The sequence below is a fragment of the Pseudomonas sp. HT11 genome (assembly GCF_044875395.1).
Lineage (GTDB): Bacteria > Pseudomonadota > Gammaproteobacteria > Pseudomonadales > Pseudomonadaceae > Aquipseudomonas.
In genome coordinates this window covers 371,759-397,752 of sequence record NZ_CP173217.1, presented here as the reverse complement: position 1 = coordinate 397,752, position 25,994 = coordinate 371,759, and the positions used below count along the sequence as shown (strand labels likewise).

The 25,994-nt window shown below is 61.0% G+C and carries 25 protein-coding genes and 1 tRNA gene; 15 read left to right on the top strand and 11 right to left on the bottom strand.

The annotated features are described in order from the left end of the window. Positions 1–70 precede the first annotated feature (70 nt). The 3 genes from ABWL43_RS01725 (at position 71) to ntrC (ending at position 3,448) form a co-directional block, all read left to right on the top strand. Positions 71–697, top strand: coding sequence for a hypothetical protein (locus ABWL43_RS01725; protein WP_404486447.1), 627 nt, complete (start codon positions 71–73; stop codon positions 695–697). A gap of 232 nt (positions 698–929) precedes the next feature. After that, complete coding sequence (gene glnL / locus ABWL43_RS01720) at positions 930–2,015, top strand: nitrogen regulation protein NR(II) (RefSeq protein WP_016979130.1); 1,086 nt, start codon at positions 930–932, stop codon at positions 2,013–2,015. After that, positions 2,012–3,448, top strand: a complete 1,437-nt coding sequence (ntrC, locus tag ABWL43_RS01715) for a nitrogen regulation protein NR(I) (protein ID WP_003218003.1) — start codon at positions 2,012–2,014, stop codon at positions 3,446–3,448. Before glnL ends, ntrC begins: the two co-directional genes overlap by 4 nt. A 638-nt stretch (positions 3,449–4,086) precedes the next feature. On the opposite strand, the gene ABWL43_RS01710 is transcribed toward ntrC, so the two are convergent. Then, on the bottom strand, positions 4,087–4,527 hold the full coding sequence (locus tag ABWL43_RS01710; protein WP_404486445.1) for a hypothetical protein: 441 nt from the start codon (positions 4,525–4,527) through the stop codon (positions 4,087–4,089). Here ABWL43_RS01710 and ABWL43_RS01705 point away from each other — a divergent pair. Continuing rightward, entirely contained in the window at positions 4,526–4,981 is a 456-nt protein-coding gene (locus ABWL43_RS01705; RefSeq protein WP_003171120.1) for a tRNA (cytidine(34)-2'-O)-methyltransferase, read from the top strand. The genes ABWL43_RS01710 and ABWL43_RS01705 overlap by 2 nt on opposite strands. A gap of 154 nt (positions 4,982–5,135) precedes the next feature. Here ABWL43_RS01705 and secB read toward each other — a convergent pair whose 3' ends face one another. Genes secB through ABWL43_RS01690 form a run of 3 tightly spaced genes read right to left on the bottom strand, consistent with a single transcriptional unit; the run spans position 5,136 to position 6,328 of the window. Beyond that, positions 5,136–5,615, bottom strand: coding sequence for a protein-export chaperone SecB (secB, locus tag ABWL43_RS01700; RefSeq protein WP_106577478.1), 480 nt, complete (start codon positions 5,613–5,615; stop codon positions 5,136–5,138). 43 nt (positions 5,616–5,658) lie between these two features. Beyond that, on the bottom strand, positions 5,659–5,913 hold the full coding sequence (grxC, locus tag ABWL43_RS01695) for a glutaredoxin 3 (RefSeq protein ID WP_053253893.1): 255 nt from the start codon (positions 5,911–5,913) through the stop codon (positions 5,659–5,661). A gap of 1 nt (position 5,914) precedes the next feature. After that, positions 5,915–6,328 (bottom strand): rhodanese-like domain-containing protein, encoded by a 414-nt coding sequence (locus tag ABWL43_RS01690; protein ID WP_145159895.1) that lies wholly within the window; start codon positions 6,326–6,328, stop codon positions 5,915–5,917. 151 nt (positions 6,329–6,479) lie between these two features. On the opposite strand from ABWL43_RS01690, the gene gpmI reads away from it, so the two are divergent. The 4 genes from gpmI (at position 6,480) to ABWL43_RS01670 (ending at position 11,694) form a co-directional block, all read left to right on the top strand. Beyond that, positions 6,480–8,006, top strand: coding sequence for a 2,3-bisphosphoglycerate-independent phosphoglycerate mutase (gene gpmI / locus ABWL43_RS01685; RefSeq protein ID WP_404486442.1), 1,527 nt, complete (start codon positions 6,480–6,482; stop codon positions 8,004–8,006). Between the two features lie 258 nt (positions 8,007–8,264). Then, positions 8,265–9,560, top strand: coding sequence for a murein hydrolase activator EnvC family protein (locus ABWL43_RS01680; protein ID WP_404486440.1), 1,296 nt, complete (start codon positions 8,265–8,267; stop codon positions 9,558–9,560). 30 nt (positions 9,561–9,590) lie between these two features. Beyond that, positions 9,591–10,919: a S41 family peptidase gene (locus ABWL43_RS01675; protein ID WP_145159889.1), complete on the top strand. Its 1,329-nt coding sequence runs from the start codon at positions 9,591–9,593 to the stop codon at positions 10,917–10,919. Between the two features lies 1 nt (position 10,920). After that, entirely contained in the window at positions 10,921–11,694 is a 774-nt protein-coding gene (locus ABWL43_RS01670) for a divergent polysaccharide deacetylase family protein (RefSeq protein WP_106577473.1), read from the top strand. Positions 11,695–11,973: 279 nt separating this feature from the next. Here the strand turns inward: ABWL43_RS01670 and ABWL43_RS01665 are convergent, their stop codons facing one another. From ABWL43_RS01665 to hisB, 6 genes are all read right to left on the bottom strand, one after another. Beyond that, complete coding sequence (locus tag ABWL43_RS01665) at positions 11,974–12,729, bottom strand: ABC transporter substrate-binding protein (protein ID WP_145159885.1); 756 nt, start codon at positions 12,727–12,729, stop codon at positions 11,974–11,976. Between the two features lie 66 nt (positions 12,730–12,795). Beyond that, complete coding sequence (gene hisF / locus ABWL43_RS01660; RefSeq protein WP_003171107.1) at positions 12,796–13,566, bottom strand: imidazole glycerol phosphate synthase subunit HisF; 771 nt, start codon at positions 13,564–13,566, stop codon at positions 12,796–12,798. Between the two features lie 9 nt (positions 13,567–13,575). Continuing rightward, positions 13,576–14,313: a 1-(5-phosphoribosyl)-5-[(5-phosphoribosylamino)methylideneamino]imidazole-4-carboxamide isomerase gene (gene hisA, locus ABWL43_RS01655; RefSeq protein WP_145159883.1), complete on the bottom strand. Its 738-nt coding sequence runs from the start codon at positions 14,311–14,313 to the stop codon at positions 13,576–13,578. Between the two features lie 39 nt (positions 14,314–14,352). After that, positions 14,353–14,610, bottom strand: coding sequence for a DUF2164 domain-containing protein (locus ABWL43_RS01650; RefSeq protein WP_145159881.1), 258 nt, complete (start codon positions 14,608–14,610; stop codon positions 14,353–14,355). Then, the gene (gene hisH / locus ABWL43_RS01645; RefSeq protein ID WP_262208058.1) at positions 14,611–15,249 is read right to left on the bottom strand and encodes an imidazole glycerol phosphate synthase subunit HisH; all 639 of its coding nucleotides are present in this window, start codon (positions 15,247–15,249) and stop codon (positions 14,611–14,613) included. Further along, positions 15,249–15,842, bottom strand: a complete 594-nt coding sequence (gene hisB, locus ABWL43_RS01640; protein WP_003218037.1) for an imidazoleglycerol-phosphate dehydratase HisB — start codon at positions 15,840–15,842, stop codon at positions 15,249–15,251. Before hisB ends, hisH begins: the two co-directional genes overlap by 1 nt. A gap of 220 nt (positions 15,843–16,062) precedes the next feature. Between hisB and ABWL43_RS01635 the strand changes: the two genes are divergently transcribed. Together ABWL43_RS01635 and ABWL43_RS01630 are read left to right on the top strand one after the other, a co-directional pair. Then, positions 16,063–17,319 carry an MASE1 domain-containing protein gene (locus ABWL43_RS01635; RefSeq protein ID WP_404486435.1) on the top strand — a complete coding sequence of 419 codons (1,257 nt, stop codon included), beginning with the start codon at positions 16,063–16,065 and terminating at the stop codon, positions 17,317–17,319. Positions 17,320–17,357: 38 nt separating this feature from the next. Continuing rightward, positions 17,358–18,695, top strand: coding sequence for an HdeD family acid-resistance protein (locus tag ABWL43_RS01630; protein ID WP_145159874.1), 1,338 nt, complete (start codon positions 17,358–17,360; stop codon positions 18,693–18,695). Between the two features lie 60 nt (positions 18,696–18,755). Here ABWL43_RS01630 and ABWL43_RS01625 read toward each other — a convergent pair whose 3' ends face one another. Next, positions 18,756–20,417 carry an OFA family MFS transporter gene (locus ABWL43_RS01625; protein WP_145159872.1) on the bottom strand — a complete coding sequence of 554 codons (1,662 nt, stop codon included), beginning with the start codon at positions 20,415–20,417 and terminating at the stop codon, positions 18,756–18,758. A gap of 325 nt (positions 20,418–20,742) precedes the next feature. On the opposite strand from ABWL43_RS01625, the gene ABWL43_RS01620 reads away from it, so the two are divergent. The 5 genes from ABWL43_RS01620 (at position 20,743) to ABWL43_RS01600 (ending at position 25,882) form a co-directional block, all read left to right on the top strand. After that, complete coding sequence (locus ABWL43_RS01620; protein WP_404486432.1) at positions 20,743–22,959, top strand: AsmA family protein; 2,217 nt, start codon at positions 20,743–20,745, stop codon at positions 22,957–22,959. After that, on the top strand, positions 22,956–24,023 hold the full coding sequence (mutY, locus tag ABWL43_RS01615; RefSeq protein ID WP_106577464.1) for an A/G-specific adenine glycosylase: 1,068 nt from the start codon (positions 22,956–22,958) through the stop codon (positions 24,021–24,023). Before ABWL43_RS01620 ends, mutY begins: the two co-directional genes overlap by 4 nt. After that, positions 24,020–24,292, top strand: a complete 273-nt coding sequence (locus ABWL43_RS01610; RefSeq protein WP_106577463.1) for an oxidative damage protection protein — start codon at positions 24,020–24,022, stop codon at positions 24,290–24,292. Before mutY ends, ABWL43_RS01610 begins: the two co-directional genes overlap by 4 nt. Before the next feature lie 103 nt (positions 24,293–24,395). Beyond that, a tRNA-Phe gene (locus tag ABWL43_RS01605) sits at positions 24,396–24,471 on the top strand. A 208-nt stretch (positions 24,472–24,679) separates the two neighbouring features. Further along, positions 24,680–25,882: a tyrosine-type recombinase/integrase gene (locus ABWL43_RS01600; protein ID WP_404486429.1), complete on the top strand. Its 1,203-nt coding sequence runs from the start codon at positions 24,680–24,682 to the stop codon at positions 25,880–25,882. Positions 25,883–25,994 lie beyond the last annotated feature (112 nt).

Genomic DNA, 25,994 nt, shown 5'->3' with positions numbered 1-25,994 from the left:
GTCTGATACATCCCGGGCCATCGGCCCCCTACGATGCAGCGTCCTGCCGCCACTCGCCGATGTCTTTGCGATGAACCTTATCTGTAAGACCCTGTGTTCACTGACGCTCGTGCTCAGCCCGATCGCCGCAGCGCAAAAATCCACGCCGCCTATGACCCTCGACCTTGAGCCCACGGCCTGGACGGTAGAAGCGCCTTACCCGCAAAGCACGATTATCAATGCCCGCATCAATGGCACCGCTGCCCACGACGGCAATTCCAGCATGGCGATCCTGCATGTGGCCTGCTACAGCGCGCCCTTGCGCCCAATGATCTCGCTGCTCACCCACACCGACCAGTTGCATTTCAAACCCGGTATTTATGAAGGCCCGGACGCTCGCTCCACCGGCCCGCTCAGCCTCACCACCGGCGTGCTTCCAGCCCGCACTTACCGCGTAAACGGCTATTACAGCGCCGAGCCCACGCAGCAGCACGGCGTGCTGTTCAAACTCACCATGCCCGCCAACCGCCAAGAGCTGCGCGAGTGGATCACCGATGACATGGGTGGCCAGCGCATCAGGATGACCATTCCCTCCGCCATTCCCGGTGATTCGCCACTGAGCGCCGAGTTCATCCTGCCCAAAGACAGCACAGGCTTGCGCGAGGTCATCAAGCCTTGCCTGAACAATCGAAAAAGCACGCCTAAAAAACCTTCCTGAACAAACCTCGCAAAACTGCACTATATTGGTGCGTAGCGCCGCACCCTTCCCACCCAGACAGCCCATTTTGGTTCGAATCTTCCCGAGTGAGCTGGCAGAACGCCACAGTTTCGCGCCTTAAACCCCTATTTCAGGGCTTTAACGCTTCTTTTCGGAGCCTTGGTTTGGTTTTTGCATTTTCCTTGTATCAGCGTGTGCCTCAAGCCCGCGCCTTGCTCCAAAAGAGGTCCTGATGACCATCAGCGATGCACTGCACCGTTTATTACTCGACAACCTGACCACCGCGACCATTCTGCTCAATGACGACTTGCGTCTTGAGTACATGAACCCGGCGGCGGAGATGCTCCTGGCCATCAGCGGCCAGCGCAGCCATGGGCAGTTCATCAGCGAATTGTTCACCGAGTCGGCCGAAGCCTTGAGCTCGTTGCGCCAGGCGGTGGAGCAGGCACACCCGTTCACCAAGCGCGAAGCGATGCTCACCGCCCTCACCGGCCAGACCCTGACCGTCGACTACGCAGTAACCCCGATCCTGAGCAACGGTGCCACCTTGCTGCTGCTCGAAGTGCACCCGCGCGACCGCCTGCTGCGTATTACTAAAGAAGAAGCGCAGCTGTCCAAGCAGGAAACCAGCAAGATGCTGGTGCGCGGCCTGGCCCATGAGATCAAGAACCCGCTGGGCGGGATTCGCGGCGCCGCGCAATTGCTGGCCCGCGAGCTGCCGGACGAGAACCTCAAGGACTACACCAACGTCATCATCGAAGAAGCCGACCGCCTGCGTAACCTGGTGGACCGCATGCTCGGCTCCAACAAATTGCCGTCGCTGGCGATGACCAACGTGCACGAAGTGCTGGAACGCGTTTGCCAGTTGGTCGAGGCCGAAAGCCAAGGCTGCATCACCCTGGTACGCGACTACGACCCAAGCATTCCAGATGTGTTGATCGACCGCGAACAGATGATCCAGGCCGTGCTCAATATCGTGCGCAACGCCATGCAGGCCATCAGCAGCCAGAACGAGCTGCGCCTGGGCCGCATCAGCCTGCGCACCCGTGCCCTGCGCCAATTCACCATCGGCCATGTGCGCCACCGCCTGGTAACCAAAGTCGAGATCATCGACAACGGCCCGGGCATTCCTGCAGAACTGCAGGAAACCATCTTCTTCCCCATGGTCAGCGGCCGCCCGGACGGTACCGGGCTGGGCCTGGCCATTACCCAGAACATCATCAGCCAGCACCAGGGTTTGATCGAGTGTGAGAGCCATCCCGGTCACACCACCTTCTCGATCTTTCTGCCTCTGGAACAAGGAGCCCCATCGACATGAGCCGTAGTGAAACTGTCTGGATCGTCGATGACGACCGTTCTATCCGCTGGGTCCTCGAGAAAGCCTTGCAACAGGAAGGCATGACCACCCAGAGCTTCGACAGCGCCGACGGGGTGATGAGCCGCCTGGCGCGCCAGCAGCCGGACGTGATCATCTCCGACATCCGCATGCCCGGCGCCAGTGGCCTGGATTTGCTCGCGCGCATCCGCGAGCAGCACCCGCGCCTGCCGGTGATCATCATGACCGCGCACTCGGACCTGGACAGCGCTGTCGCGTCCTACCAGGGCGGCGCCTTTGAGTACTTGCCCAAGCCGTTCGACGTGGACGAGGCCGTGGCGCTGGTCAAGCGCGCCAACCAGCACGCCCAGGAACAACAGAACCAGGAAGCCCCACCGGCCCTGACCCGCACCCCGGAAATCATCGGCGAAGCGCCGGCGATGCAGGAAGTGTTTCGCGCCATCGGGCGCTTGAGCCACTCCAACATCACCGTGCTGATCAACGGCGAATCGGGCACCGGCAAAGAGCTTGTGGCTCATGCCTTGCACCGCCACAGCCCGCGGGCGGCTTCGCCGTTTATCGCGCTGAACATGGCGGCGATTCCCAAGGACTTGATGGAATCCGAGCTGTTCGGCCATGAAAAAGGCGCGTTTACCGGCGCGGCCAACCTGCGTCGCGGGCGCTTTGAACAGGCGGACGGCGGCACGTTGTTCCTCGATGAAATCGGCGACATGCCGGCCGACACCCAAACCCGCTTGCTGCGCGTATTGGCTGACGGTGAGTTCTATCGCGTGGGCGGGCACACGCCGGTGAAGGTCGATGTGCGCATCATTGCAGCGACCCACCAGAACCTCGAAACCCTGGTGCACGCGGGCAAATTCCGTGAGGACTTGTTCCACCGTCTGAACGTGATCCGTATCCACATCCCACGCATGTCGGATCGCCGCGAAGACATTCCGACCCTGGCTCGTCACTTCCTCAGCCGCGCCGCTCAAGAGCTGGCCGTCGAGCCGAAGTTGCTCAAAAGCGAGACCGAGGAATATCTCAAGAATCTGCCGTGGCCGGGCAACGTGCGGCAGCTGGAGAACACCTGCCGCTGGATCACGGTGATGGCATCGGGTCGCGAAGTGCATATCAGCGACCTGCCGCCGGAGCTGCTGAGCCTGCCGCAGGACTCGGCACCGGTGACCAACTGGGAACAGGCGCTGCGCCAGTGGGCCGATCAGGCCTTGGCACGCGGCCAGTCGAACCTGCTCGACAGCGCCGTACCGGCGTTCGAACGGATCATGATCGAAACCGCCTTGAAGCACACCGCCGGCCGCCGCCGCGACGCCGCCGTGCTGTTGGGCTGGGGCCGCAATACCTTGACGCGCAAGATCAAGGAGCTGGGGATGAAGGTCGATGGCGGCGATGATGATGAGGGGGATGAGGGCTGATCACAGCCTTCTCATCCACTGAATATCAAATGTGGGAGGGGGCTTGCCCCCGATTGCGGTGTATCAACCACATACTTGCTGGCTGACACACTGCTATCGGGGGCAAGCCCCCTCCCACATTTGAATCTCCTGCACGTTTGGATCTCCACCAGGCTTCAGACCGTGCACCGCTTCAATGCACCATGAACCGGCATCGGGCACGGATTCAACGCCTGAAACCTCAGCGTCGCTGAAAAAATCTTGAACATCGAAAACGCCAAAGCCCCGTATTTCGGGGCTTTGCGCTTTCTGGCAATTTTTTTGGCACACATTGCAAGTTCTGGCACGCGCCCTGCAATAACCCTTGTACTACCCAGTTTCGGGGACCTTGGTACAGGCAGGCCGAGAATCCCCTCTTTACACCCGGGGTGCTTGATGCGGATCGCGTCGCGCCCCACACCCGTTTCGGGAACCTCGGTACAGGCAGGCCGGGGATTCCCTCTTTAACACCGAAGCCTTTGGCTTCACCCCGTTTTGGGAGCCCTGGTACAGGCAGGCCGGGAACTCCCTTCTTTACACCCGGGGCTTATGTGGCACAGCGCCCGTAGCCCCAGCCCGTTTTGGGAACCTTGGTACAGGCAGGCCGGGGATTCCCTCTTTTATTCCTCGCGCAGATGGATCTGCAACCGCCAGTGGCCATCGGCCTTCTCTCCCCTCCACTCCCCGCGCAACGGCCGAGCCGCCACCAGGTTCAGCAGCAGGCCGCCATCGGTTTTGCGGATGCGCCAGTTCACATCCTTGTCATTGACCTTGAGCTGCCCGCTGGCGGCCTTGCCCAGCGCGTCAAACAGCAGCGCCACGGTGCCGTCGATATGTTCGCCGTGCAGCTTGGGTTCGCTGTTGAACCACACCACCAGGCCGTCCGCCGCGGTCTCGACCTGTTGCAGTTCGACCGGGTCCGGCGTTGTGAGGCGGCCGATCATCAAGCCGATCATCAAACCGACAATCGCCAATGAGCCCAAAACCCTGGGCAATAGCTTCGGTCTTGGGTCGTCTTCGGGGGTAGAATGCAGCGCATCTTTGCCTTCGGAGCCGTGCATGTTTCACGTCATCCTTTTTCAACCAGAAATTCCGCCGAATACCGGCAACGTTATCAGGCTGTGCGCCAACAGTGGCTGCCACCTGCATTTGATCGAGCCTCTGGGCTTCGACATGGACGACAAGCGCCTGCGCCGCGCCGGGCTGGACTACCACGAGTACGCCACGCTCAAGCGCCATGCGGACCTGGCCAGCTGCCTGGAAAGCCTGGGCCACCCGCGGCTGTTCGCGTTCACCACCAAGGGTTCGCGGCCGTTTCATGACGCCAGCTTTGCCGAAGGCGACGCCTTCCTGTTCGGCCCGGAAAGCCGTGGCCTGCCGGCCGAGGTGCTCGACGCCCTGCCCGACGGCCATCGCCTGCGCTTGCCGATGCGTGAGGGCTGCCGCAGCTTGAACCTGTCCAACACCGTGGCCGTCGCCGTCTACGAAGGCTGGCGCCAGCTCGGTTTCAAGTAATACACATAGCAAATGTGGGAGGGGGCTTGTGTGGGAGCTGGGCTTGCCCGCGATGCAGGCACCTCGGTGTATCAGTGATACCCAGGTGACGCTATCGCAGGCAAGCCAGCTCCCACACAAGCCCCCTCCCACATTGGTTACTGCGTCGGGCCCATTACTGAACGGTCGACGAACCTTCTGTTTGCATGCGCTGCAGCTCTTGCGCGTACAGGGCATCGAAGTTCACCGGAGCCAGCATCAGCGCCGGGAACGAGCCACGGGTGACCAGGCTGTCCAGGGTCTCACGGGCATACGGGAACAAGATGTTCGGGCAGAACGCGCCCAGGGTGTGGCTCATCGAAGCCTCGTCCAGGCCCTGGATCAGGAAGATACCGGCCTGTTGCACTTCAGCGATGAAGGCCACTTCTTCGCCGTTCTTGACGGTGACCGACAGGGTCAGCACGACTTCATGGAAGTCGCCTTCGAGTGCCTTTTGACGGGTGTTCAGGTCCAGCGCAACGCTTGGGGTCCACTCCTGACGGAAGATGGCCGGGCTTTTCGGCGCTTCGAACGACAGGTCACGCACGTAGATCCGCTGCAGCGAGAATTGTGGGCCTTGGTCTTGCGCTGCTTCGGTGTTCTGTTGGTCAGTCATCGCAGATCCTTCTTGATCTTGGGGGTCTTTTAGGGGTTAGGAGTCAGACGAGCAGCAGCGCATCAAGCTTACCGGCGCGCTCCAAGGCGAACAGGTCATCGCAACCACCGACATGCTTGTCGCCGATCCAGATCTGCGGCACGGACGTGCGTCCCGCTTTCTTGGTCATCTCGGCGCGCACCTGGGGCTTGCCATCGACCTTGATCTCTTCGAAGGCAACGCCCTTTTTCTCCAGCAAAGCCTTGGCTCGCATGCAGTAAGGGCAATAATCGCTGGAATAAACGACAACCTGGCTCATATCACTTCACCAGCGGCAGGTTATCGGCCTTCCAGCTGCCGATACCGCCGGACAGTTTGGCGGCGGTGAAACCGGTCTTGAGCATCTCGCGGGCGTGGGTGCCGGCGTGCTGGCCTTGGGCGTCGACCAGAATGATGGTCTTGCCTTTGTATTTTTCCAGCTCGGGCAAGCGTGCGATCAGCTTGTCCTGCGGAATGTTCAGGGCGCCGACGATATGGCCGGCGGCAAAATCCTTGGCCGGGCGAATATCCACGACAACGGCCTCATCCTTGTTGACCAGCGCGGTCAGCTCCGACGTGCTCAGGCTGCGGCCACCGCGGCTCATTTCATGAGCGATCAGCAGCGCCAGCAGGATGACAAAGGCACCCGCGAGCAGGTAGTGGGCAGTGGCAAATGCAATCAGGTGATCAACCATCAAGGAGGTTCCAGGGCGTTAAAATGGCGGTAAGTATACACAGCCGTCAGGGGGGGCCAACCCCCGTAAAGCGGTGACGTGGTCGGAACTTCGCTTTAAACTGCCACTCCCTTTTAGATTGCCTTCCTTTATTACCGCCGCGAGAGGATCTATGACTACTACGCCTAAACCTTTGGTCCTGATAATTCTCGATGGCTTCGGACACAGTGAAAGCCACCACGACAACGCCGTGTACTCGGCCAAGAAGCCGGTACTCGACCGCCTGAGCGCCACAGTACCCAACGGATTGATCTCCGGTTCCGGTATGGACGTAGGCCTGCCGGACGGCCAGATGGGCAACTCGGAAGTCGGCCACATGAACCTCGGCGCCGGACGAGTGGTATACCAAGACTTCACACGCGTGACCAAATCGATCCGTGACGGCGAGTTCTTCGAGAACCCGGCCATTTGCGCGGCGGTGGATAAAGCAGTCGCGGCCGGCAAGGCCGTGCACTTCATGGGGCTTCTTTCCGACGGCGGTGTACACAGCCACCAGGACCACCTGGTCGCCATGGCCGAGCTGGCCTTCAAGCGCGGCGCCGACAAAATTTACCTGCACGCTTTCCTCGATGGCCGCGACACCCCGCCAAAAAGCGCCCAGTCGTCCATTGAACTGCTCGACGCCACCTTCGCCGCCCTCGGCAAAGGCCGCATCGCCAGCCTGGTCGGCCGTTACTTTGCCATGGACCGCGATAACCGCTGGGACCGCGTGGCCCAGGCCTACAACCTGATCGTCGACGGCCAGGCCGAATTCAACGCGGCCACCGCCCAGGAAGGCTTGCAAGCCGCCTATGCGCGTGGCGAGAGCGACGAATTCGTCAAAGCCACCACCATCGGCGAGCCAGTGAAAGTCGAAGACGGCGACGCCGTGGTGTTCATGAACTTCCGCGCCGACCGTGCCCGTGAGCTGAGCCATGTATTCGTCGATGCCGGCTTCAAGGACTTCGAGCGCGCACGCCAGCCGAAGGTCGAGTTCGTGATGCTCACCCAATACGCCGCCAACATCCCGGCCCCGTCGGCCTTCGCGCCAGGCAGCCTGGAAAACGTGCTGGGCGATTACCTGGCCAAGAACGGCAAAACCCAGTTGCGCATCGCCGAAACCGAAAAATACGCTCACGTCACCTTCTTCTTCTCCGGCGGGCGTGAAGAACCGTTCCCGGGCGAAGAACGCATCCTTATTCCGTCGCCAAAAGTCGCCACTTATGACCTGCAGCCGGAAATGAGCGCGCCGGAAGTGACCGACAAGATCGTCGATGCCATCGAGCACCAGCGTTACGACGTGATCGTGGTCAACTACGCCAACGGCGACATGGTTGGCCACAGCGGCAACCTGGAAGCGGCCGTAAAAGCCGTGGAATGCCTGGACCTGTGCGTCGGCCGCATCGTCGACGCCCTGGACAAAGTCGGCGGCGAAGCGCTGATCACCGCTGACCACGGCAACTGCGAGCAGATGTCGGATGAATCCACCGGCCAGGCCCACACCGCGCACACCACCGAGCCAGTGCCGTTCATCTATGTTGGCAAGCGCGACTTCAAAGTTCGGCACGGCGGCGTGCTGGCGGACGTGGCGCCGACCATGTTGATGCTGATGGGGCTGGAGAAGCCGAAAGAGATGACCGGCACGTCGATTCTGGTTTGATCCCCAGCATCACCGCAAAACAGTGTGGGAGGGGGCTTGCCCCCGATTACGGTGGGTCAGCTGACACAGAGGTGGCTGATACACCGCTATCGGGGGCAAGCCCCCTCCCACATTGGATCTCCTGTGTTTGGTAGATATCTTTTCGCCATACCAGCGCCACTCGGCACCTATCTTGCCTTCCAGCCCGAATTGGGCGTTTTTTTTGCGGCGCTTGGCGGGCATACTAGGCCGTCCCTTTCCCTGGTGTCGCCCGCCTCTATGCTTCGCGCCTTGATTACCCTCGCTCTAGTCTGCCTGCTCCAACCGGCATTTGCCGATGAGCGCGCACAAACCCAACAACAGTTGGACGCTACGCGTCAGGACATTACCGAGTTGAAGAAACTGCTCGGCAAGCTCCAGGAAGAGAAATCCGGGGTGCAGAAAGACCTGCGCGGTACCGAAACCGAAATGGGCAAGCTTGAGAAGCAGGTCCAGGAGCTACAAAAAGAATTAAAGAAGAGCGAGTCGGAACTGGAGCGACTCGACGCTGAGAAAAAAAAACTCCAGAGCGCACGCGTTGAGCAGCAACGCCTGATTGCGATCCAGGCCCGCGCCGCGTACCAGAGCGGCCGCCAGGAATACCTCAAGCTGCTGCTCAACCAGCAGAACCCGGAAAAATTCGCGCGCACCCTCACCTATTACGACTACCTGAGCAAGGCACGCCTGGCGCAATTGAAGGGTTTTAACGAAACCCTGCGCCAGCTGGCCAACGTCGAGCAGGAAATTGCCGACCAGCAATCGCAACTGCTCGACCAGAAAACCGCCCTCGACACCCAGCGCGACCAGCTGGACAAGGTCCGCAAAGAGCGCCAGCTAGCCCTGGCCAAGCTCAACGACGATGTGAAGGCCCGCGACGCCAAGCTGCAGGCCCGCGAGCAAGACCAGGCTGACCTGGGCAAAGTGCTCAAAACCATCGAGGAAACCCTGGCTCGCCAGGCACGTGAGGCCGAAGAAGCGCGGCAGAAAGCGCTGATCGCCCAGCAGGAAGCGGAAAAAAAGCGTCAGCGTGAAGCCGAACTGGCCGCCACCACCGACGCTCCGGCCCCACGCAAACCGACGCACGCAGCGCCTGGCCCGCTGGTTTCCAGCGCCGGCGAGTCGTTCGGCGGACCTTTTGCTTCAGCGCGTGGAAAACTTCCATGGCCTGTTGATGGTCGACTACTGGCACGCTTCGGTGAAACCCGAGGTGACGATACCCGCGCCAAATGGGACGGGGTCATGATCAGCGCCGCCGCCGGCAGCCAGGTTCATGCCGTTCACGGTGGGCGCGTGGTGTTTGCCGATTGGCTGCGCGGCGCCGGTTTGTTGGTGATTCTTGACCACGGTAATGGCTATTTGAGCCTTTACGGCCACAATCAGACTTTACTCAAGTCGGCAGGTGATGTTGTAAAAGCCGGTGAATCCATCTCCACTGTCGGTAACAGTGGTGGCCAGGACACTCCGGCGCTGTACTTCGCTATTCGTCAGCAGGGCCGCCCGAGCGACCCTGCACAATGGTGCCGTTCCCAAGGATAGGGCCGCATCTACATTAGGAGTTCGTTCGACATGCTGCATTTGTCCCGCCTCACTTCGCTGGCCCTGACGATCGCCCTGGTGATCGGCGCGCCTCTGGCTTTTGCCGACCAGGCCGCTGGGGCTGCACCCGCCGCCACGACCGCGACCACGGCTGCGACCACCAAGGCCCCGCTGCCGCTGGACGAGTTGCGCACCTTTGCCGAGGTCATGGACCGGATCAAGGCAGCCTATGTCGAACCCGTAGACGATAAAACCCTGCTGGAAAATGCCATTAAAGGCATGCTCAGCAACCTCGACCCGCACTCCGCTTACCTGGGCCCGGAAGATTTTGCCGAGTTGCAGGAAAGCACCAGCGGCGAGTTCGGCGGCCTGGGCATCGAAGTCGGCTCCGAAGACGGCCAGATCAAAGTGGTCTCGCCGATCGACGACACGCCGGCGTCCAAAGCTGGCATCCAGGCTGGCGACCTGATCGTGAAGATCAACGGTCAACCGACTCGCGGCCAGACCATGACCGAAGCTGTCGACAAGATGCGTGGCAAGCTCGGCCAGAAAATCACCCTGACCCTGGTGCGCGACGGCGGCAACCCGTTTGACGTGACCCTGGCCCGCGCGACCATCACGGTCAAGAGCGTGAAGAGCCAACTGCTGGAGTCCGGCTACGGCTACATCCGTATCACCCAGTTCCAGGTCAAGACCGGCGACGAAGTGGCCAAGGCCCTGGCCAAGCTGCGCAAAGACAACGGGAAGAAACTCAACGGCATCGTGCTCGACCTGCGTAACAACCCGGGCGGCGTGCTGCAGTCTGCGGTGGAAGTGGTCGACCACTTCATCACCAAGGGCCTGATCGTTTACACCAAAGGCCGCATCGCCAACTCCGAGTTGCGCTTCTCGGCCACCGGCAATGACTTGAGCGAAGGCGTGCCACTGGCAGTGCTGATCAACGGCGGCAGCGCCTCGGCGTCGGAAATCGTCGCCGGTGCCCTGCAGGACCAGAAGCGCGGCGTGCTGATGGGCACCACCAGCTTCGGCAAAGGCTCGGTACAAACCGTGCTGCCGCTGAACAACGACCGCGCATTGAAGATCACCACGGCGCTGTACTACACGCCGAACGGCCGTTCGATTCAGGCGCAGGGCATCGTCCCGGACATCGAAGTGCGTAAAGCCAAGATCACCAACGAAATCGACAGCGAGTACTACAAAGAGGCCGACCTGCAAGGTCACCTGGGCAATGGCAACGGCGGTGCCGACCAGCCAACCGGCAGCGGCGCCAAAGCCAAGCCGATGCCGCAGGACGACGATTACCAACTGGCCCAGGCGCTGAGCCTGCTGAAAGGCCTGAGCATCACGCGCAGCCGTTGATATGCGTTTTGCCCTGATCATCGCCCTGCTGTGCAGCCTGGCAGGCGTCGCCCACGCGACGCCTGACGGCGAGCCACACAAAGCCTACCTGACCCTCATCATCGACGACCTGGGGCAAAACCTGCCTCGGGATCGTCGCGTCTTGGCCCTGCCCGGGCCGGTGACCACGGCGGTGATGCCGGACACGCCCCACGCCGCCGAATTCGCCCGCGAAGCGCACAAGGCCGGCAAGATTGTGATCCTGCATATGCCCATGGACCCGGCCACCGGCCCGTTCGCCTGGCACCCCGAGCTGCCGATCGAAGAACTCGGCAAACGCCTGGACGCCGCGTTCAAGGCCGTGCCCTACACCGCTGGCATCAACAACCATATGGGCAGCCGCATGACTGCCCAACGGGACGCCATGGCCTGGTTGATGGGCGAGCTGCAGCGGCGCAACAAGTTCTTTGTCGACAGCCGCACCAGCGCGCAGACCGTCGCCGCCGCCGAAGCGCAAAAGATTGGTTTGGCGCATGTCTCGCGGGATGTATTCCTTGATGACGAGCGCACCGAGGCGGCCATTACCACGCAACTGCAAACCGCGATCAAGCTGGCGCACAAGCAGGGCTCGGTGGTGATGATCGGCCACCCTTATCCGCAGACGCTGGCGGTGCTGGAGCGCGAGTTGCCCAAGCTCAAGGCTCAGGGCATCGACTGGATTGATATCAAGCTGATGATCAGCGTGCGCGGCAATCAGGCCATGGCCGGGCATGGCAAGAACGGTCAGTACCGTTAGATCAGATGGCGACATTCCCGTGTGGGAGCGGGCTTGCTCGCGAAAGCGGTGGGTCAGTCAGCAGATTCAGTGACTGACACAAGGCTTTCGCGGGCAAGCCCGCTCCCACATTTTTGACCGTGGTTTTCCCGCTGATTGCAGTGCGCCGCATGGGTGCATTTGAAATGCAGTATTACCTGTGGGAGCTGGCTTGCCTGCGATAGCAGTCTTTCAGTGACAACTATTTCAGCTGAACCACCGCTATCGCAGGCAAGCAGCTCCCACAGTAGTTCTTGCCCGTTAGAGGTAGCGCGCCATGATTTCGTCGACCACGCCGTCTTTGCGCAGCTGATCCAGCGCGGCCTGAAGCTTGGCGACCAGCTCGTCCGGCACGTCCTTGTTCAGCGCGAGGTAGAGTTGCGCGCTATTGAAGCGCAACACGGTCTTGAGCCCCGTCACGCCCACCTGACGCGCCAGGTAACGCCCGGCGGGATCACCGGTGGCCCACAGGTCGATCTGGCCATCCAGGAGCTTTTGCGCGTTGTCCTGGTCGCGTAATACCACCAGTGGGTTGAGGCCTTGCTTTTCCAGCGTATCGGCAATGGCGTCGCCTTTGTAGGCGCCGATCTTGTAGCGGCGCGCATGCTCCAGGTCATCCAGCTGGATCTTGCTGTCGGCCTTGGCCAGCAACACCCAATCGTCCGGGCCGATGGGGCCGACCCATTTGAACAGGGCTTCACGGTCCGGCAGGCGCGCCATCACGAATACGCCATAACCAGGTTTTTCCAGGGCGAGTTTGTAGATTCGCTCCCAAGGAAAACGCAGGGTCAGGTTGTAGGAAATGCCAGCACGCTTGAAGGTCTCGCGCACGATGTCCACGGCGATGCCTTCGATGTTCTCGTCCTTGGCGAAGTTCTTGCCGTTTTTTGCCATGTTGTACGGCGGGAAGTTTTCCGTCAGCAACACCAAAGAGGCGTCAGACGGTTCTTCGGCACGGGCCGAGCCTGCCAAAAGCATGGAAGAACTGGCGAGGGCGAGCAGCAGGTGTTTGAACATGAAAGTTACCGGAATCCATGGCAAGCGCAGAGAGTGCCGCGCGCTTGCCATGGTGTCCAGCAGCGTTTAGCGAACGACGATACCGCGCGCCGCCATGTAGGCCTTGGCCTCCGGAACGGTGTATTCGCCAAAGTGGAAAATACTCGCCGCCAGCACCGCGCTGGCGTGGCCTTCGATCACGCCGTCGGCCAGGTGCTGCAGGTTGCCGACACCGCCGGACGCGATGACCGGAATGCCCAGCGCATCGCTGATGGCGCGGGTCACGCCGAGGTCGAAGCCGTTTTTCATGCCGTCCTGGTCCATGCTGGTCAGCAGGATTTCACCGGCGCCCAGGCCTTCCATCTTCATCGCCCACTCCACCGCGTCCAGCCCGGTAGGTTTGCGACCGCCGTGGGTGAAGATCTCCCAGCGCGGGGTTTCGCCAGGCCCTGAGACTTTCTTGGCGTCGATGGCGACCACGATGCACTGCGAACCGAAGTGCTGCGCGGCTTCGCCGACAAACTCCGGGTTGAACACGGCGGCGGTGTTGATCGAGACCTTGTCCGCGCCGGCATTGAGCAGGTTGCGGATGTCTTGCACGGTGCGCACGCCACCGCCCACGGTCAGCGGGATAAACACCTGGCTGGCCATGCGCTCCACGGTATGTAGCGTGGTGTCACGGCCATCGACGCTGGCGGTGATGTCGAGAAAGGTAATCTCGTCGGCACCTTGCTCATCGTAGCGACGGGCGATTTCCACCGGGTCGCCGGCGTCACGGATGTTCTCGAACTTGACGCCCTTGACCACGCGACCGTTGTCGACGTCCAGGCAAGGGATGATGCGTTTGGCCAGCGCCATGGTCAGTCCTCAGCCGTTGTAGGCATCGCAGTAAGCCTGGGCTTCGGCGACGTCCAGGGTACCTTCATAGATCGCGCGGCCGGTGATGGCGCCGATGATGCCAGGCGCCTTGGCGTCCAGCAGCGACTTGATGTCGCCCAGGTTGTGGATGCCACCGGAAGCGATCACTGGAATATTGGTGGCGGCGGCCAACGCGGCGGTGAACGGCACGTTGCAGCCCTGCATCATGCCGTCTTTGGCGATGTCGGTATAAACGATGGCGGACACGCCGTCGGCTTCGAACTGCTTGGCCAGGTCGATCACTTGCACGGTGCTGATTTCAGCCCAGCCGTCAGTGGCGACAAAACCGTCCTTGGCGTCCAGGCCGACAATCACCTTGCCCGGGAACGCGCGGCAGGCCTCGGCAACGAACGCCGGGTCTTTCACGGCCTTGGTGCCAATGATCACGTAGCTCACGCCGGCCTTGACGTAGTGCTCGATGGTTTCCAGGGAGCGAATGCCCCCGCCGATCTGAATCGGCAGGTTCGGGTAGCGCTTGGCGATGGCGGTCACCACCTCGCCGTTGACCGGCTGGCCTTCAAAGGCGCCGTTCAAGTCCACCAGATGCAGACGACGGCAGCCACCTTCTACCCATTTGGCAGCCATGCTCACCGGGTCATCGGAGAACACGGTGGAGTCTTCCATGCGGCCTTGGCGCAGGCGTACACAAGCGCCGTCCTTGAGATCGATAGCGGGGATAATCAGCATCTGGCAAACCTTATTCGATATTCAGCAATGCTTGGGAAATCAGGGTTTCTCAAGCGACCACAAGTCGCTTTCGATGCTTTCGAACCTTTCTTTAAGGAGCGTCTGCGCGTCGAAAATCGCCCTGTTGTAATAGTGCGGCGCCACTTCGGTGGTGAACAACTCAAGAATCTCGGCGACCTCGAACGAGCCCAGCTTGAGCTCGAAGCGGTCCTCCATGAAGCGCTTGATCTTGAGGGTAGCCTCACTCTCCTGCTCGGGGGTGAGGTTCAAGATCGGCTGCTTCGGCTTCCTGGCCATTTACCAGCGACCATCCCAGGCGGCGAAGTTCTGCAGCAACTGCAGGCCATGGGTATGGCTCTTCTCCGGGTGGAATTGCACAGCAAAACGCGAACCTTCGGCCAGCGCTGCGGCGAAGTCGACGCCGTAGTGCCCGCCACCGACCACCTGGCGCGGGTTACCGGCGGCGATGTAGTAGCTGTGCACAAAGTAGAAGCGCGCCATGTCCGGGATTTCGTGCCACAGCGGGTGGTCGACGGTGCGGCGCACCTCGTTCCAGCCCATGTGCGGGACTTTCAGGTGTTCACCGTCTTCGTGCAGGTCCTTGCCAAAGAACTTCACCTGGCCTGGGAACAGGCCGATGCAGTCGACGCCGTCGTTCTCTTCACTGCGCTCGAGCAAGGCTTGCATGCCCACGCAGATGCCGAGGAACGGGCGGTCCTGGCTGACTTCGCGCACCAGGCTGTCAAAGCCCAGGCGGCGGATCTCGGCCATGCAGTCGCGAATCGCGCCAACACCAGGAAATACCACCCGGTCGGCTTCGCGAATCACGTTGGCATCACTGGTGATCAGCACCTTGCCGGCGCCTACGTGCTCGAGGGCCTTGGCCACCGAGTGCAGGTTACCCATGCCGTAATCGATAACCGCGACCGTCTGCATTACAGGACGCCCTTGGTCGAGGGCATTTGCCCGGCCATGCGGTCATCCAGCTCCACGGCCATGCGCAGCGCGCGGCCGAAAGCCTTGAACACGGTTTCGATCTGGTGGTGGGTGTTGGTGCCGCGCAGGTTGTCGATGTGCAGGCTGACCAGCGCATGGTTGACGAAACCCTGGAAAAATTCCTGGAACAGGTCAACGTCAAAGCCGCCCACGGTGGCGCGGGTGTAGGGCACGTGCATCTGCAGGCCTGGGCGGCCGGAGAAGTCGATGACCACACGCGACAGCGCTTCGTCCAGCGGGACATAGGCGTGGCCGTAGCGACGGATGCCTTTTTTGTCGCCGATGGCCTTGGCAAATGCCTGGCCCAACGTGATACCGACGTCTTCCACCGTGTGGTGGTCGTCGATATGCAGGTCGCCCTTGCTGACGATATCCAGGTCGATCAGCCCGTGACGGGCGATCTGGTCCAGCATGTGCTCAAGAAAAGGTACACCGATATCAAATCGGGCCTTTCCGGTGCCATCCAGGTTGATCGAGGCTTTGATCTGGGTTTCCAGAGTGTCGCGCTCGACGGACGCCTTACGTTCGGCCATCACCAGCTCCGCAAAATCATTGGGCGAAAAAGGCAGCCATTATAGGGGCGCGGGCGCTAAACAGAAACATCGAAGGGGATAAGACTGATGGAGTGTCGGCGCTAGACATGTGCGTACAAGTGCATGCTCCAGGATGGTGCGCCCGGCATATTAGCCAAATGCCAGCGCCGGCTTCGCTGTAACATGAGCGCTACGTTTAAAACCTGACGAATACTGAACAGTGACGATACCCAGAGTCTTACGGCGCAGCGGCATTCTCCTCCTGTGGGCGTTGACCTACTACGTGACCGGCATGGCCTCCCTGGCCTTTGATGACCCCATCTCGAAGATGGCGATTATCTGGTTTCCGGCGGGCGTCTCGGTGTCGGCCTTCCTGAGCTCGCGCCGTGCGCACTGGCCGATGCTGTTCCTTGTGTTGTTGATTGCGCGGGTGCTGCTCGGTGCGCACGGCTGGGAGGAGTCACCGGCCGCCATCGCGCTTTCGGCTGAGGCGCTGGCAGGTTCGATTGCCATTGCCTGGCTGGTACGGCGTTTCGCGCGCCGTGGCGACGACCTGCACGCCATCGTGCTGTGGTTGCTGGCGACCGTGGCCATTTGTGGCGTGCAGGCGCTGATCAGGAAGGGCTGGCTGATGCTGGCCGGGGAAACATCACCCCATACGCTGATGACCAACTGGATGTCTGGCGTTAACGGCGTGTTCTTTGCGACCGTTGTGGTCATGAACGTGCTGAACAGCAACCTGCGCGAATTTCCCGTCAGCGCACGGGAGAAACTCGCCGGCGCCGGGTGGCTGCTGCTGCTCGCATTAAATACCTGGTACGTCTTCGGGGCCGCGCCGCACTGGCTCACCAGCATGCTGGACACCGATGCCGGCGCTGCGGTGTATTTCATCCTGGCCTGCCTGCCGATCGCCCTCGCCCTTGCCGTTTGCGTGACCTGGCGCAGCCCTGGAGGCTCGATCGCGCTGCTGGTGCTGGGCAGCATCGTGGTCAATTACACCGATCAGAAGACCGGGCCGTTTTATGTGCCGGGCCTGCTCGAAGGCGAGCCTTTGCTGCTTGCGCAAAGCTACTTGTCCATTACCGCCCTGCTGGTGGTGGTGATACGCCTGATGACGCAATCGGCCAGGCCCTACGACCCGCAAACCGGAAGGCTGGGGGGCGACGGCGTGATGTACCAGTTGCATCCCGAAACAGGCGACATCCTCTGGGACGACAACCTCGATTCGCTGCTGGATATCGGCACCCGGCCCCTGGGCACCATTGAGCAGGTGCTGGCGCGCGTGCACCCCGATGACCGCGAAAAACTCAAACAGCACTGGTCGCCGGACACCCGTACCCACGCCTCATCGCTGGCCTTTCGCATCGACAAAGGCAACGGTGACTGGCTGACCCTTTACGACCAAAGCCCCGGCGCCATGCGCGATGCCAGGGGCCAAGTATTTGTCGGCAACTGGCAAAGCAGTCGCTATTCCTGAACGTTTGCCGATCAGCGTCTACCTGTACGAGTACCTTCATGATTCAGATTGCTTTACTGCTGTTCGGCGTTGAATTCGTCCGATCCAAATTCTGGTTTCTCGGCCTGATCGGTATCGTATGGGGCGTGATGGGCGTTGGCGTGATGATCGACGGCCTGGATGGCGAGTTGTACTTTCCGCTGCGCGCGTTCGGCTTGCTGTTGCTGCTGGAAAGCATTGTCACCCTGAGCGTGGCCGCCAGCGGCGTGGGTACTCAGCGCGCCGTGCTGTATTTCAAGGGCGGGATTTGCTTTTTTGTCGCGGTATTGATTCTTGCCGACAAGGTCTACAGCAACCTGCTGCTGGCGATCATCTTTGGCTTTACCTACTTTGTGATCGGCCTGCTGACCATCACCTCGGCCTGGGTCGTCAGGTTCCCGCGCTGGCGATCATCGTTGATCAGCGGCGGCGCCCAAGTGGTATTCGCCGGGTTGCTGGTCAGCCCGTACCCCATCGCCAACAGTGCCACCGTGTCTTTTTTTCTTGGCGCGCTGATGATCGTCAGCGGCCTGAACACGGTACGCATTGCGCGTCGCGTCAGGCGATTGCGCCATGGCACCTCGACGTTCGAGCTGCTTGCGCCCAGGGACCTGCTATCGGATTTCAAGAAGCTGCCGCCGCAGGAACCGCCGCCGCAGCCTGAGCCGGAGCCTGCCTGCACCGATCCACTGGTGGTGCATATCTGGACGCCGGAAGGCACCGCCAGCGCAACCACCATTCCCCGCCCGATCATCAATCGCTACATCGCGGCCGTGGACGCACAAGGCGTGATTTCAACCGGGCACGCTGCCCTTGAACTGTCACCGTCGGTGTACCTGAGCCTGTATCCGGTTGCTGACATCGATCGCTCACCGTCAGAGTTTTTCCGCATTCTCAAGGCCACCCGCAACAATGACGTGCCGGGCACCTTCCAGCCGGACTACGCCACCGAAGTGGCCAACTGGTGCGATTCGGACCGCAAGATCATTTTTCACCGGTACAGCCGCAAGGCGTTGATTGAGTTTTCCAATAACTATCGCCAACAGGCCACTTACAACCTGACCTACCGCAACTGCTCGAGCAGCGTGGCATTTGCCTTGGAAGCCTCGATGGATGGGGTATTGGCGGAACGCTCGCGACGCTGGCGCTCGGTGTTGCAGACCCTGCTCATGCCGGAACTGTGGATTGCCGCGCAAGTACGCAAGCGCGCCATGACCATGGCCTGGACACCCGGCCTGGTGATGGATTACGCCCGAGCCTTGCGGGTAATCGTGCATCCGGTGCCGCGGCCATGGTTTCAACGCATCCCATGGCGCGGTCAATCAACCAGAGCCTTGCCTGACAAGAAGCAGGATTAGCCCGCTCTGGCTGCCCGAGGCCCGCTCACCTTGCATGAGCGGGCACTGCGCAACGGTTTATCAGTGGAACAATACCGCGGTCTTCTGCAGGGTCACCCACACACCCCATGCCAACGGAATGCCCACTACCAGCCACGCCACGATAGCCAATGGCACGCTGGCGGAAGAAGCCTTCCACTCCAGCGACGTAGAGGCAGTGGCGCCTTTGTCATGGCCCAGCGCCTGTTCGGCAGCCAGTTCCGCGTCGGTCATGAAGTACTTGTCGGCCACCGGGCGCACCAGCAGGTTGCAGATGAAGCCCAGCACCAGCAGGCCGGCGAGGATGTACAAGGTGATGTCATACGCTGCGGCACGTTCAACGCCGATGCTCAACTGATACTCACGCAGGTAGTTGACCAACACCGGGCCCAACACGCCCGCCGCCGCCCAAGCGGTCAACAGGCGACCGTGGATCGCGCCGACCATCTGGGTGCCGAACAGGTCGGCCAGGTACGCCGGAACGGTGGCAAAACCGCCGCCGTACATCGACAGGATGATGCAGAACGCCGCCACGAACAGCGCCACATTGCCCAGGTGCCCCAGGTTCGGGATCAGCGCGTAGAGGGCAAAGCCCAGGGCGAAGAACACGAAGTAGGTATTTTTACGGCCCAGGTAGTCGGAGAACGACGCCCAGAAGAACCGCCCACCGATGTTGAACAGGCTCAACAAGCCGGTGAAGCCTGCGGCGATGGCCGCGATGGATGCCAATTGCCCGGCATCCAGCTGGCCGAACGGCACATCAACACCCAGCAACTTGCCACCGAACACTTCCTGCAGCAGCGGCGACGCCATGCCGAGAATGCCGATACCGGCAGACACGTTCAGGCACAGCACCAGCCACACCAGGCGAAATTGCGGGGTTTTCCACGCCACGTTCACGTGAACGTGACGGTGGGTGATCATCGCATTGCTGGCTTTTTTCGCCGGCGCGGTCCAGCCCTCAGGCTTCCAGCCGGTTGGCGGAACGCGGTACGACAGCGCGCCGCCAATCATGAACACGAAGTAGATCACGGCCATGACCACAAAACTCTGCCACACGCCCACGCTTGTTGGCGAAGCGAAGTGGCCCATCAGCGCTGCGGCCAAGGGTGCACCGACCATTGCGCCGCCGCCAAAGCCCATGATCGCCATGCCGGTGGCCATGCCGCGTTTGTCCGGGAACCACTTGATCAGGGTCGACACGGGCGAGATATAGCCCAGGCCCAGGCCGATACCGCCGATCACGCCGGAGCCGATCCACATCAGCCAGATCTGGTGGGTATAGATGCCCAACGCCGAGATCAACAGACCGCCACACCAGCACAAGGCCGATACAACGCCGGCCTTACGTGGCCCGGCATGTTCCAGCCAGCCGCCCCAGATCGCTGCGGAGCAACCCAGGAAGATGAAGAACAGCGTGTAGATCCAGCCCAGCATGGAGATGGGCCAGTCGCACTGGGACGAGAAGACTTGCGTGATGAAGCTCATGTCCGGCGCGCAGGCGACCGGTGCCGTGATACCCAGCGCTTTGGACAGCGGCAGCCAAAACACCGAGAACCCGTAGGCCATGCCGATGCAGAGGTGGATGGCCAGGGCGGCCGGTGGAACCAGCCAGCGGTTGAACCCTGGCTTGGCGATAATGCGCTCCTTGGACAGGAACGCAGGCTGTGCGGCAGTACTACCAGCCGCAGTGCTTGTGCTCATTGGTGTTTCCCCCAGTTATTAGTATGTGTCCGTCAGGCGCTCTCTCCCTCGGCCTTGCACGCAGAGCGTGGCCGTTGTTGTTGAGTAAAGCTCCTTTTAAGCGCGACGCTGTGTCGCAGACGACAGACGAACCCGCGCAGATTAGCACCAGTGGATGACAGAAAAACCAAACTGATATCACCTTTTTCACGCAACCTGCTCTGCTGGGCGGCAAAATCCGATTTTGCTGCGTCTAGATACAATGTAACGATGCATGAACTGACGCAGGCCGTCGGGCGTTATACTCTGCGGCTAAATTTTGAAATCGACATACAAGGACTCGCCCATGAAAGCGTTCGGCAAAATCCTGGGTCTGGTACTTCTCGGGCTGTTGCTGATCATTGTGGCCCTGGGCTTTGCCCTGACCCACCTCTTCGATCCCAACGATTACAAAGACGAGATCCGCCAGATTGCCCGCGACAAGGCCCACATCGAGCTGACGCTCAATGGCGACATCGGTTGGAGCCTGTTCCCCTGGCTGGGCCTGGAATTGCACGAAGCCAGCGTCGCGACCATGACCAACCCGACTCAGCCGTTTGCCGACCTGCAGATGCTCGGCCTGTCGGTGCGCGTGCTGCCGCTGCTGCGCCGTGAAGTGCAGATGAGCGATGTGCGTGTCGAAGGCCTGAACCTGCGCCTCAACCGCGACAAGCAAGGCCACGGCAACTGGGAGGACATCGGCAAGAACGTGACCGAGAAACCGGCCAATGCGCCGGTGCCTGCCCCCGCGGAAACGCCGGCCGAACCTGAACCGGAAAAACCGCCAAAACCGATCCGCCTGGACATCGACAGCCTGACCATCAACAACGCCCGCGTTGAATACAACGATGAGCAGACCGGCAAACAGTACAGCGCCGAAAGCATCCAGTTGAGCGCCGGTGCCGTGCACGAAGGCGCAAGCATTCCGCTCAAACTCACGGCATTCCTGGGCAGCAACCAGCCGCTGATGCGCGTCAAGACCGAGTTGAACGGCAACCTGCGCATCCAGCGTGCGCTCCAGCGCTACCAGTTCGAAGACATGAAACTGAGCGGCGAAGCCACCGGCGAGCCACTGCTGGGCAAGACCGTAACGTTCTCCACCCAAGGCCAACTGCTGGTGGACTTGGCGGCCAATATTGCCGAATGGACCAACCTTAAACTCTCCGCCAACCAGCTGCGCGCCTTGGGCGAACTGAAGGTCAATGACCTGAACAAAACCCCACAGCTCAGCGGCGCCCTGTCCATTGCCCAGTTTGACCTGGCCAAGTTCCTCGACAGCGTCGGCCACCCGTTGCCGCCGATGGCGGCGGGCAGCCTCAGCAAAGTTGAACTGGTCAGCCGCCTCAAAGGCACGCCCACCAGCGTGGCACTGGAAGACTTGAACCTGAAACTCGACAGCAGCACCTTCACGGGCCGCATCGCTGTAGAGGATTTCGCCAAGCAATCCCTGCGCCTGCAACTCAAAGGCGATACTTTCAACGCCGACAACTACCTGCCGGCCAAGTCCGAAACCGCCAAAGGTGCAGCGGCCGCACGCCAGGCCGAAGTGCAGAACAGCGAGGCCGGCGCCATGGCCGCCGGTGGCACCACACCGCTGCCGGACGCACCGACCAAAGGCGCGTGGAGCACCGACAAGCTGTTGCCACTCACGCGCCTGCGCACGCTGGACGTGGACGCCGACCTGGCCTTCGGCCAACTGACCCTGAGCAAGCTGCCGATCCAGAACGCTGCACTCAAAGCCTCCGGCATCGATGGCCAGCTCAAGCTTGATACCCTCAGCGGCGGCCTCTACAACGGCACCTTCCAGGCCAACGGCACACTCGATGTGCGCCAGGACACCCCGGTGCTCGCGCTGCAAACCCACATCAAGCAAGTGCCGGTTGAGCGCATCCTGCAAGCTCAGGGGCAAACCCCGCCGGTAAAAGGCCAGATCACCCTCGACAGCAACCTCAACGGCCGTGGCAACAGCCAGAAGGCGCTGATCGACAGCCTTAACGGCACTGCCAGCTTTGTGATCAATAACGGCGCGCTGCTCAACGCCAACATTGAACAGCAGCTGTGCACCGGCATCGCACTGCTCAACCGCAAGACCTTGACCACCACGCCACAAGGCAAGGACACGCCGTTCCAGGAACTGCGCGGCAACCTGACCTTGCGCAACGGCGTGGCCAGCAACCCGGACCTGAAAGTGCGTATTCCGGGCCTGACAGTCAACGGCAACGGTGACATCGACCTGCGCGTGCTGGGCATGGATTATCGCGTCGGCATCATCGTCGAAGGCGATACACGCGACGTGCCGGACCCGGCTTGCCAGGTCGGCTCCAACTTCCGGGGCATCGAAGTGCCGCTGCGCTGCCGCGGCCCGCTGGAGCTGGGCGCCAAAGCCTGCCGCCTGGACAAGGACGGCTTGACTCAGGTTGCGGTCAAAGCCGCCGGCAACAAACTCAGCGAGAAGCTCGAAGAGAAACTCGACAAGGTCAACCCGCAGTTGAAAGACGCCCTTAAAGGCCTGTTCAAACGATGAGAAACGAGCAGTTTTCACAGGCAGTGCTGGACTGGTACGACCGCCACGGTCGCCATGACCTGCCCTGGCAACAGGGCATTACGCCTTACCGGGTGTGGGTCTCGGAGATCATGCTGCAACAGACCCAGGTCAGCACCGTGCTCAATTACTTCGACCGGTTCATGGCTTCCCTGCCGACGGTCGAAGCCCTGGCCGCCGCGCCGGAAGACGAAGTGCTGCACCTGTGGACCGGCCTGGGTTACTACACCCGCGCACGCAACCTGCAGAAGACCGCCAAGATCGTCGTCGCCCAATACGGTGGCGAGTTTCCCAAGGACGTCGAAAAGCTCACTGAACTGCCCGGCATCGGGTTATCCACTGCGGGTGCGATCGCCAGCCTGAGCATGGGCCTGCGGGCGCCCATCCTCGACGGCAACGTCAAACGCGTATTGGCGCGCTTTACCGCGCAAGAGGGCTACCCCGGCGAGCCCAAGGTCGCCAAGCAGCTCTGGGCTACCGCAGAGCGCTTTACGCCGCACGATCGCGTCAACGCCTACACCCAGGCGATGATGGACATGGGCGCCACGCTCTGCACCCGCAGCAAACCCAGTTGCCTGCTGTGCCCGCTGGAAAAGGGCTGCGAGGCGCACATGCTCGGTCTGGAGACGCGCTACCCAATCCCCAAGCCGCGCAAAACCATCCCGCAAAAGCGCACGCTGATGCCGATGCTGGCCAACGCCGAGGGCGCAATTCTGCTTTACCGCCGCCCTTCCACGGGCCTGTGGGGCGGTTTGTGGAGCTTGCCGGAGCTCGACGACCTCCAGGACCTGGAACACTTGGCCAACCAGCACGCGCTCGCGCTGGGCACGCCGCATGAACTGCCGGGGCTGATCCACACCTTCAGCCACTTCCAGCTGGCCATCGAACCCTGGCTGGTCCAGGTCGAGGAATCCGCCCATCACGTGGCCGAGGCCGACTGGCTCTGGTATAACCTCGCCACCCCGCCGCGCCTGGGCCTTGCCGCCCCAGTGAAAAAACTGCTGAAGCGCGCGGCCGATGTATTGAACGCAGGAGTTCCGTCATGACCCGCACCATCATGTGCCGCAAGTACCACGAAGAATTGCCTGCCCTGGAGCGCGCACCGTTCCCCGGCGCCAAAGGCCAGGACATCTTCGACAACGTCTCCGCCAAAGCCTGGGCTGACTGGCAAAAACACCAGACCCTGCTGATCAACGAAAAACGCCTGAACATGATGAACGCCGAAGACCGCAAATACCTGCAGGGCGAGATGGACAAGTTCTTTTCTGGCGAGGATTACGCCAAGGCCGACGGCTACGTGCCGCCTGCTCAATAATTGATCAAAAACCGGGGTCGGCACGTAAGCGACGGTAATAATTAAATATTTTTTGAAAACTTGCTTGACGACCCCCTGAAAAACCCGTTTAATGCGCCCCGTTGCCCAGATAGCTCAGTCGGTAGAGCAGGGGATTGAAAATCCCCGTGTCGGCGGTTCGATTCCGTCTCTGGGCACCACCTTTAGTTTTCAGGTGATGCCAAGCACACCTGAAAGCACCCAAGAAACCCGCCTAGTGCGGGTTTTTTGCTTTCTACGGTTCCCAACCGTTCCCTTGTAAGCCCAAACATATGTGAGTAGATTCGTGAGTAGATCCAGTTCGGTCTAGAAATCTACTCACACCAGGACGGCAATACGCCCGCCTGGTGCGGCCTGCAAGGAGGCTGCGTGCCACTCTCAGATACCACCATCCGCACCGCCAAGCCGAAGGACAAGCTGTACCGGCTGACTGACGCCAATGGCCTATGCCTAGAAGTGACCCCGACCGGCTCCAAGCTGTGGCGCTATCGATACCGCTTCAACGGCAGCGCGAAGATGCTGGCGCTCGGCGCATACCCATCGGTCACCCTGCTGAAAGCTCGTCAGCTTCGCGATGGGGCACGCCAGCTACTGATTGAGGGCATAGACCCCGGCGAGCAGAAAAAAACCGCCAAACAAGCACAGAAGGTCGAGGGACTGACTTTCGAGACACTGGCTCGCGAGTGGTTTGCCTATAACGCCCCTCGGTGGGCAGAAAGCACGACCTACAAGGCCAAGCTGTACCTGGAGAATGATTTGATTACAGGTATTGGTTCTCGCCCTGTAAAAGCGATCACCCGGCCTGACCTGGTAGAACTGGTGCGTAAGGTAGAGGCAAGAGGCACGCTCAATGCCGCTGGCAAGATCCGTCAATGGCTACACCAGATATTTCGGTACGGGCTGGCCAAGGGCGTCGTTGACGCCAACCCAGCTACGGATCTGAGCGTGGTAGCAGCACCACCGAAAGCTGCCCGCCATCATCCGCACGTCACCTTTGCTGAACTCCCTGAAATGCTGGCCAAGAGCGAAGCTGCGAATATCCATTCGCTTACCCGGCACGCCATCCGCCTGCTGACGCTAACGGCCGTTCGACCGGGCGAGCTTCGCCAAGCCCCCTGGGCAGAGTTCGACTTGGAGCGCGCAACCTGGACAATTCCAGCCGAACGCATGAAAGCCCGCCGCCCTCACATCGTCCCCCTGCCCCGCCAGGCTGTTGCGATCCTGCGCCAGCTTCAAGAGGTAACCGGGCGATATGAGCTAGTTTTTGCTGGCGCCAACCCTCAGCGCCCTATGAGTGAAAACACCGTCAACAAAGCCCTTCGCCTCATGGGCTACGAAGGACGCCAGACCGGCCACGGTTTCCGGCACTTGCTCAGCACCGAGCTGAATGGACGCGGGTACAACAAGGATTGGATCGAGCGCCAACTCGCTCACGGTGACAGCGACGAAATTCGGGGGACCTACAATCACGCAGCCTATGTCGAGCAGCGCCGGGAAATGATGCAGGCTTGGGCCGACTCAATTGACGCGCAATGCGCTGGCGCCAATGTGGTGAGTATCAAGCGCGCTTGAGACATTGAATTCTAATTAATCATTCCCAGTGAGCACCAAGGGCTCCTTTTTCAAGTCTTGGGCGGTTAACATATTGGTCACGGCTGGTTATTCATACAGTCGATCACATATG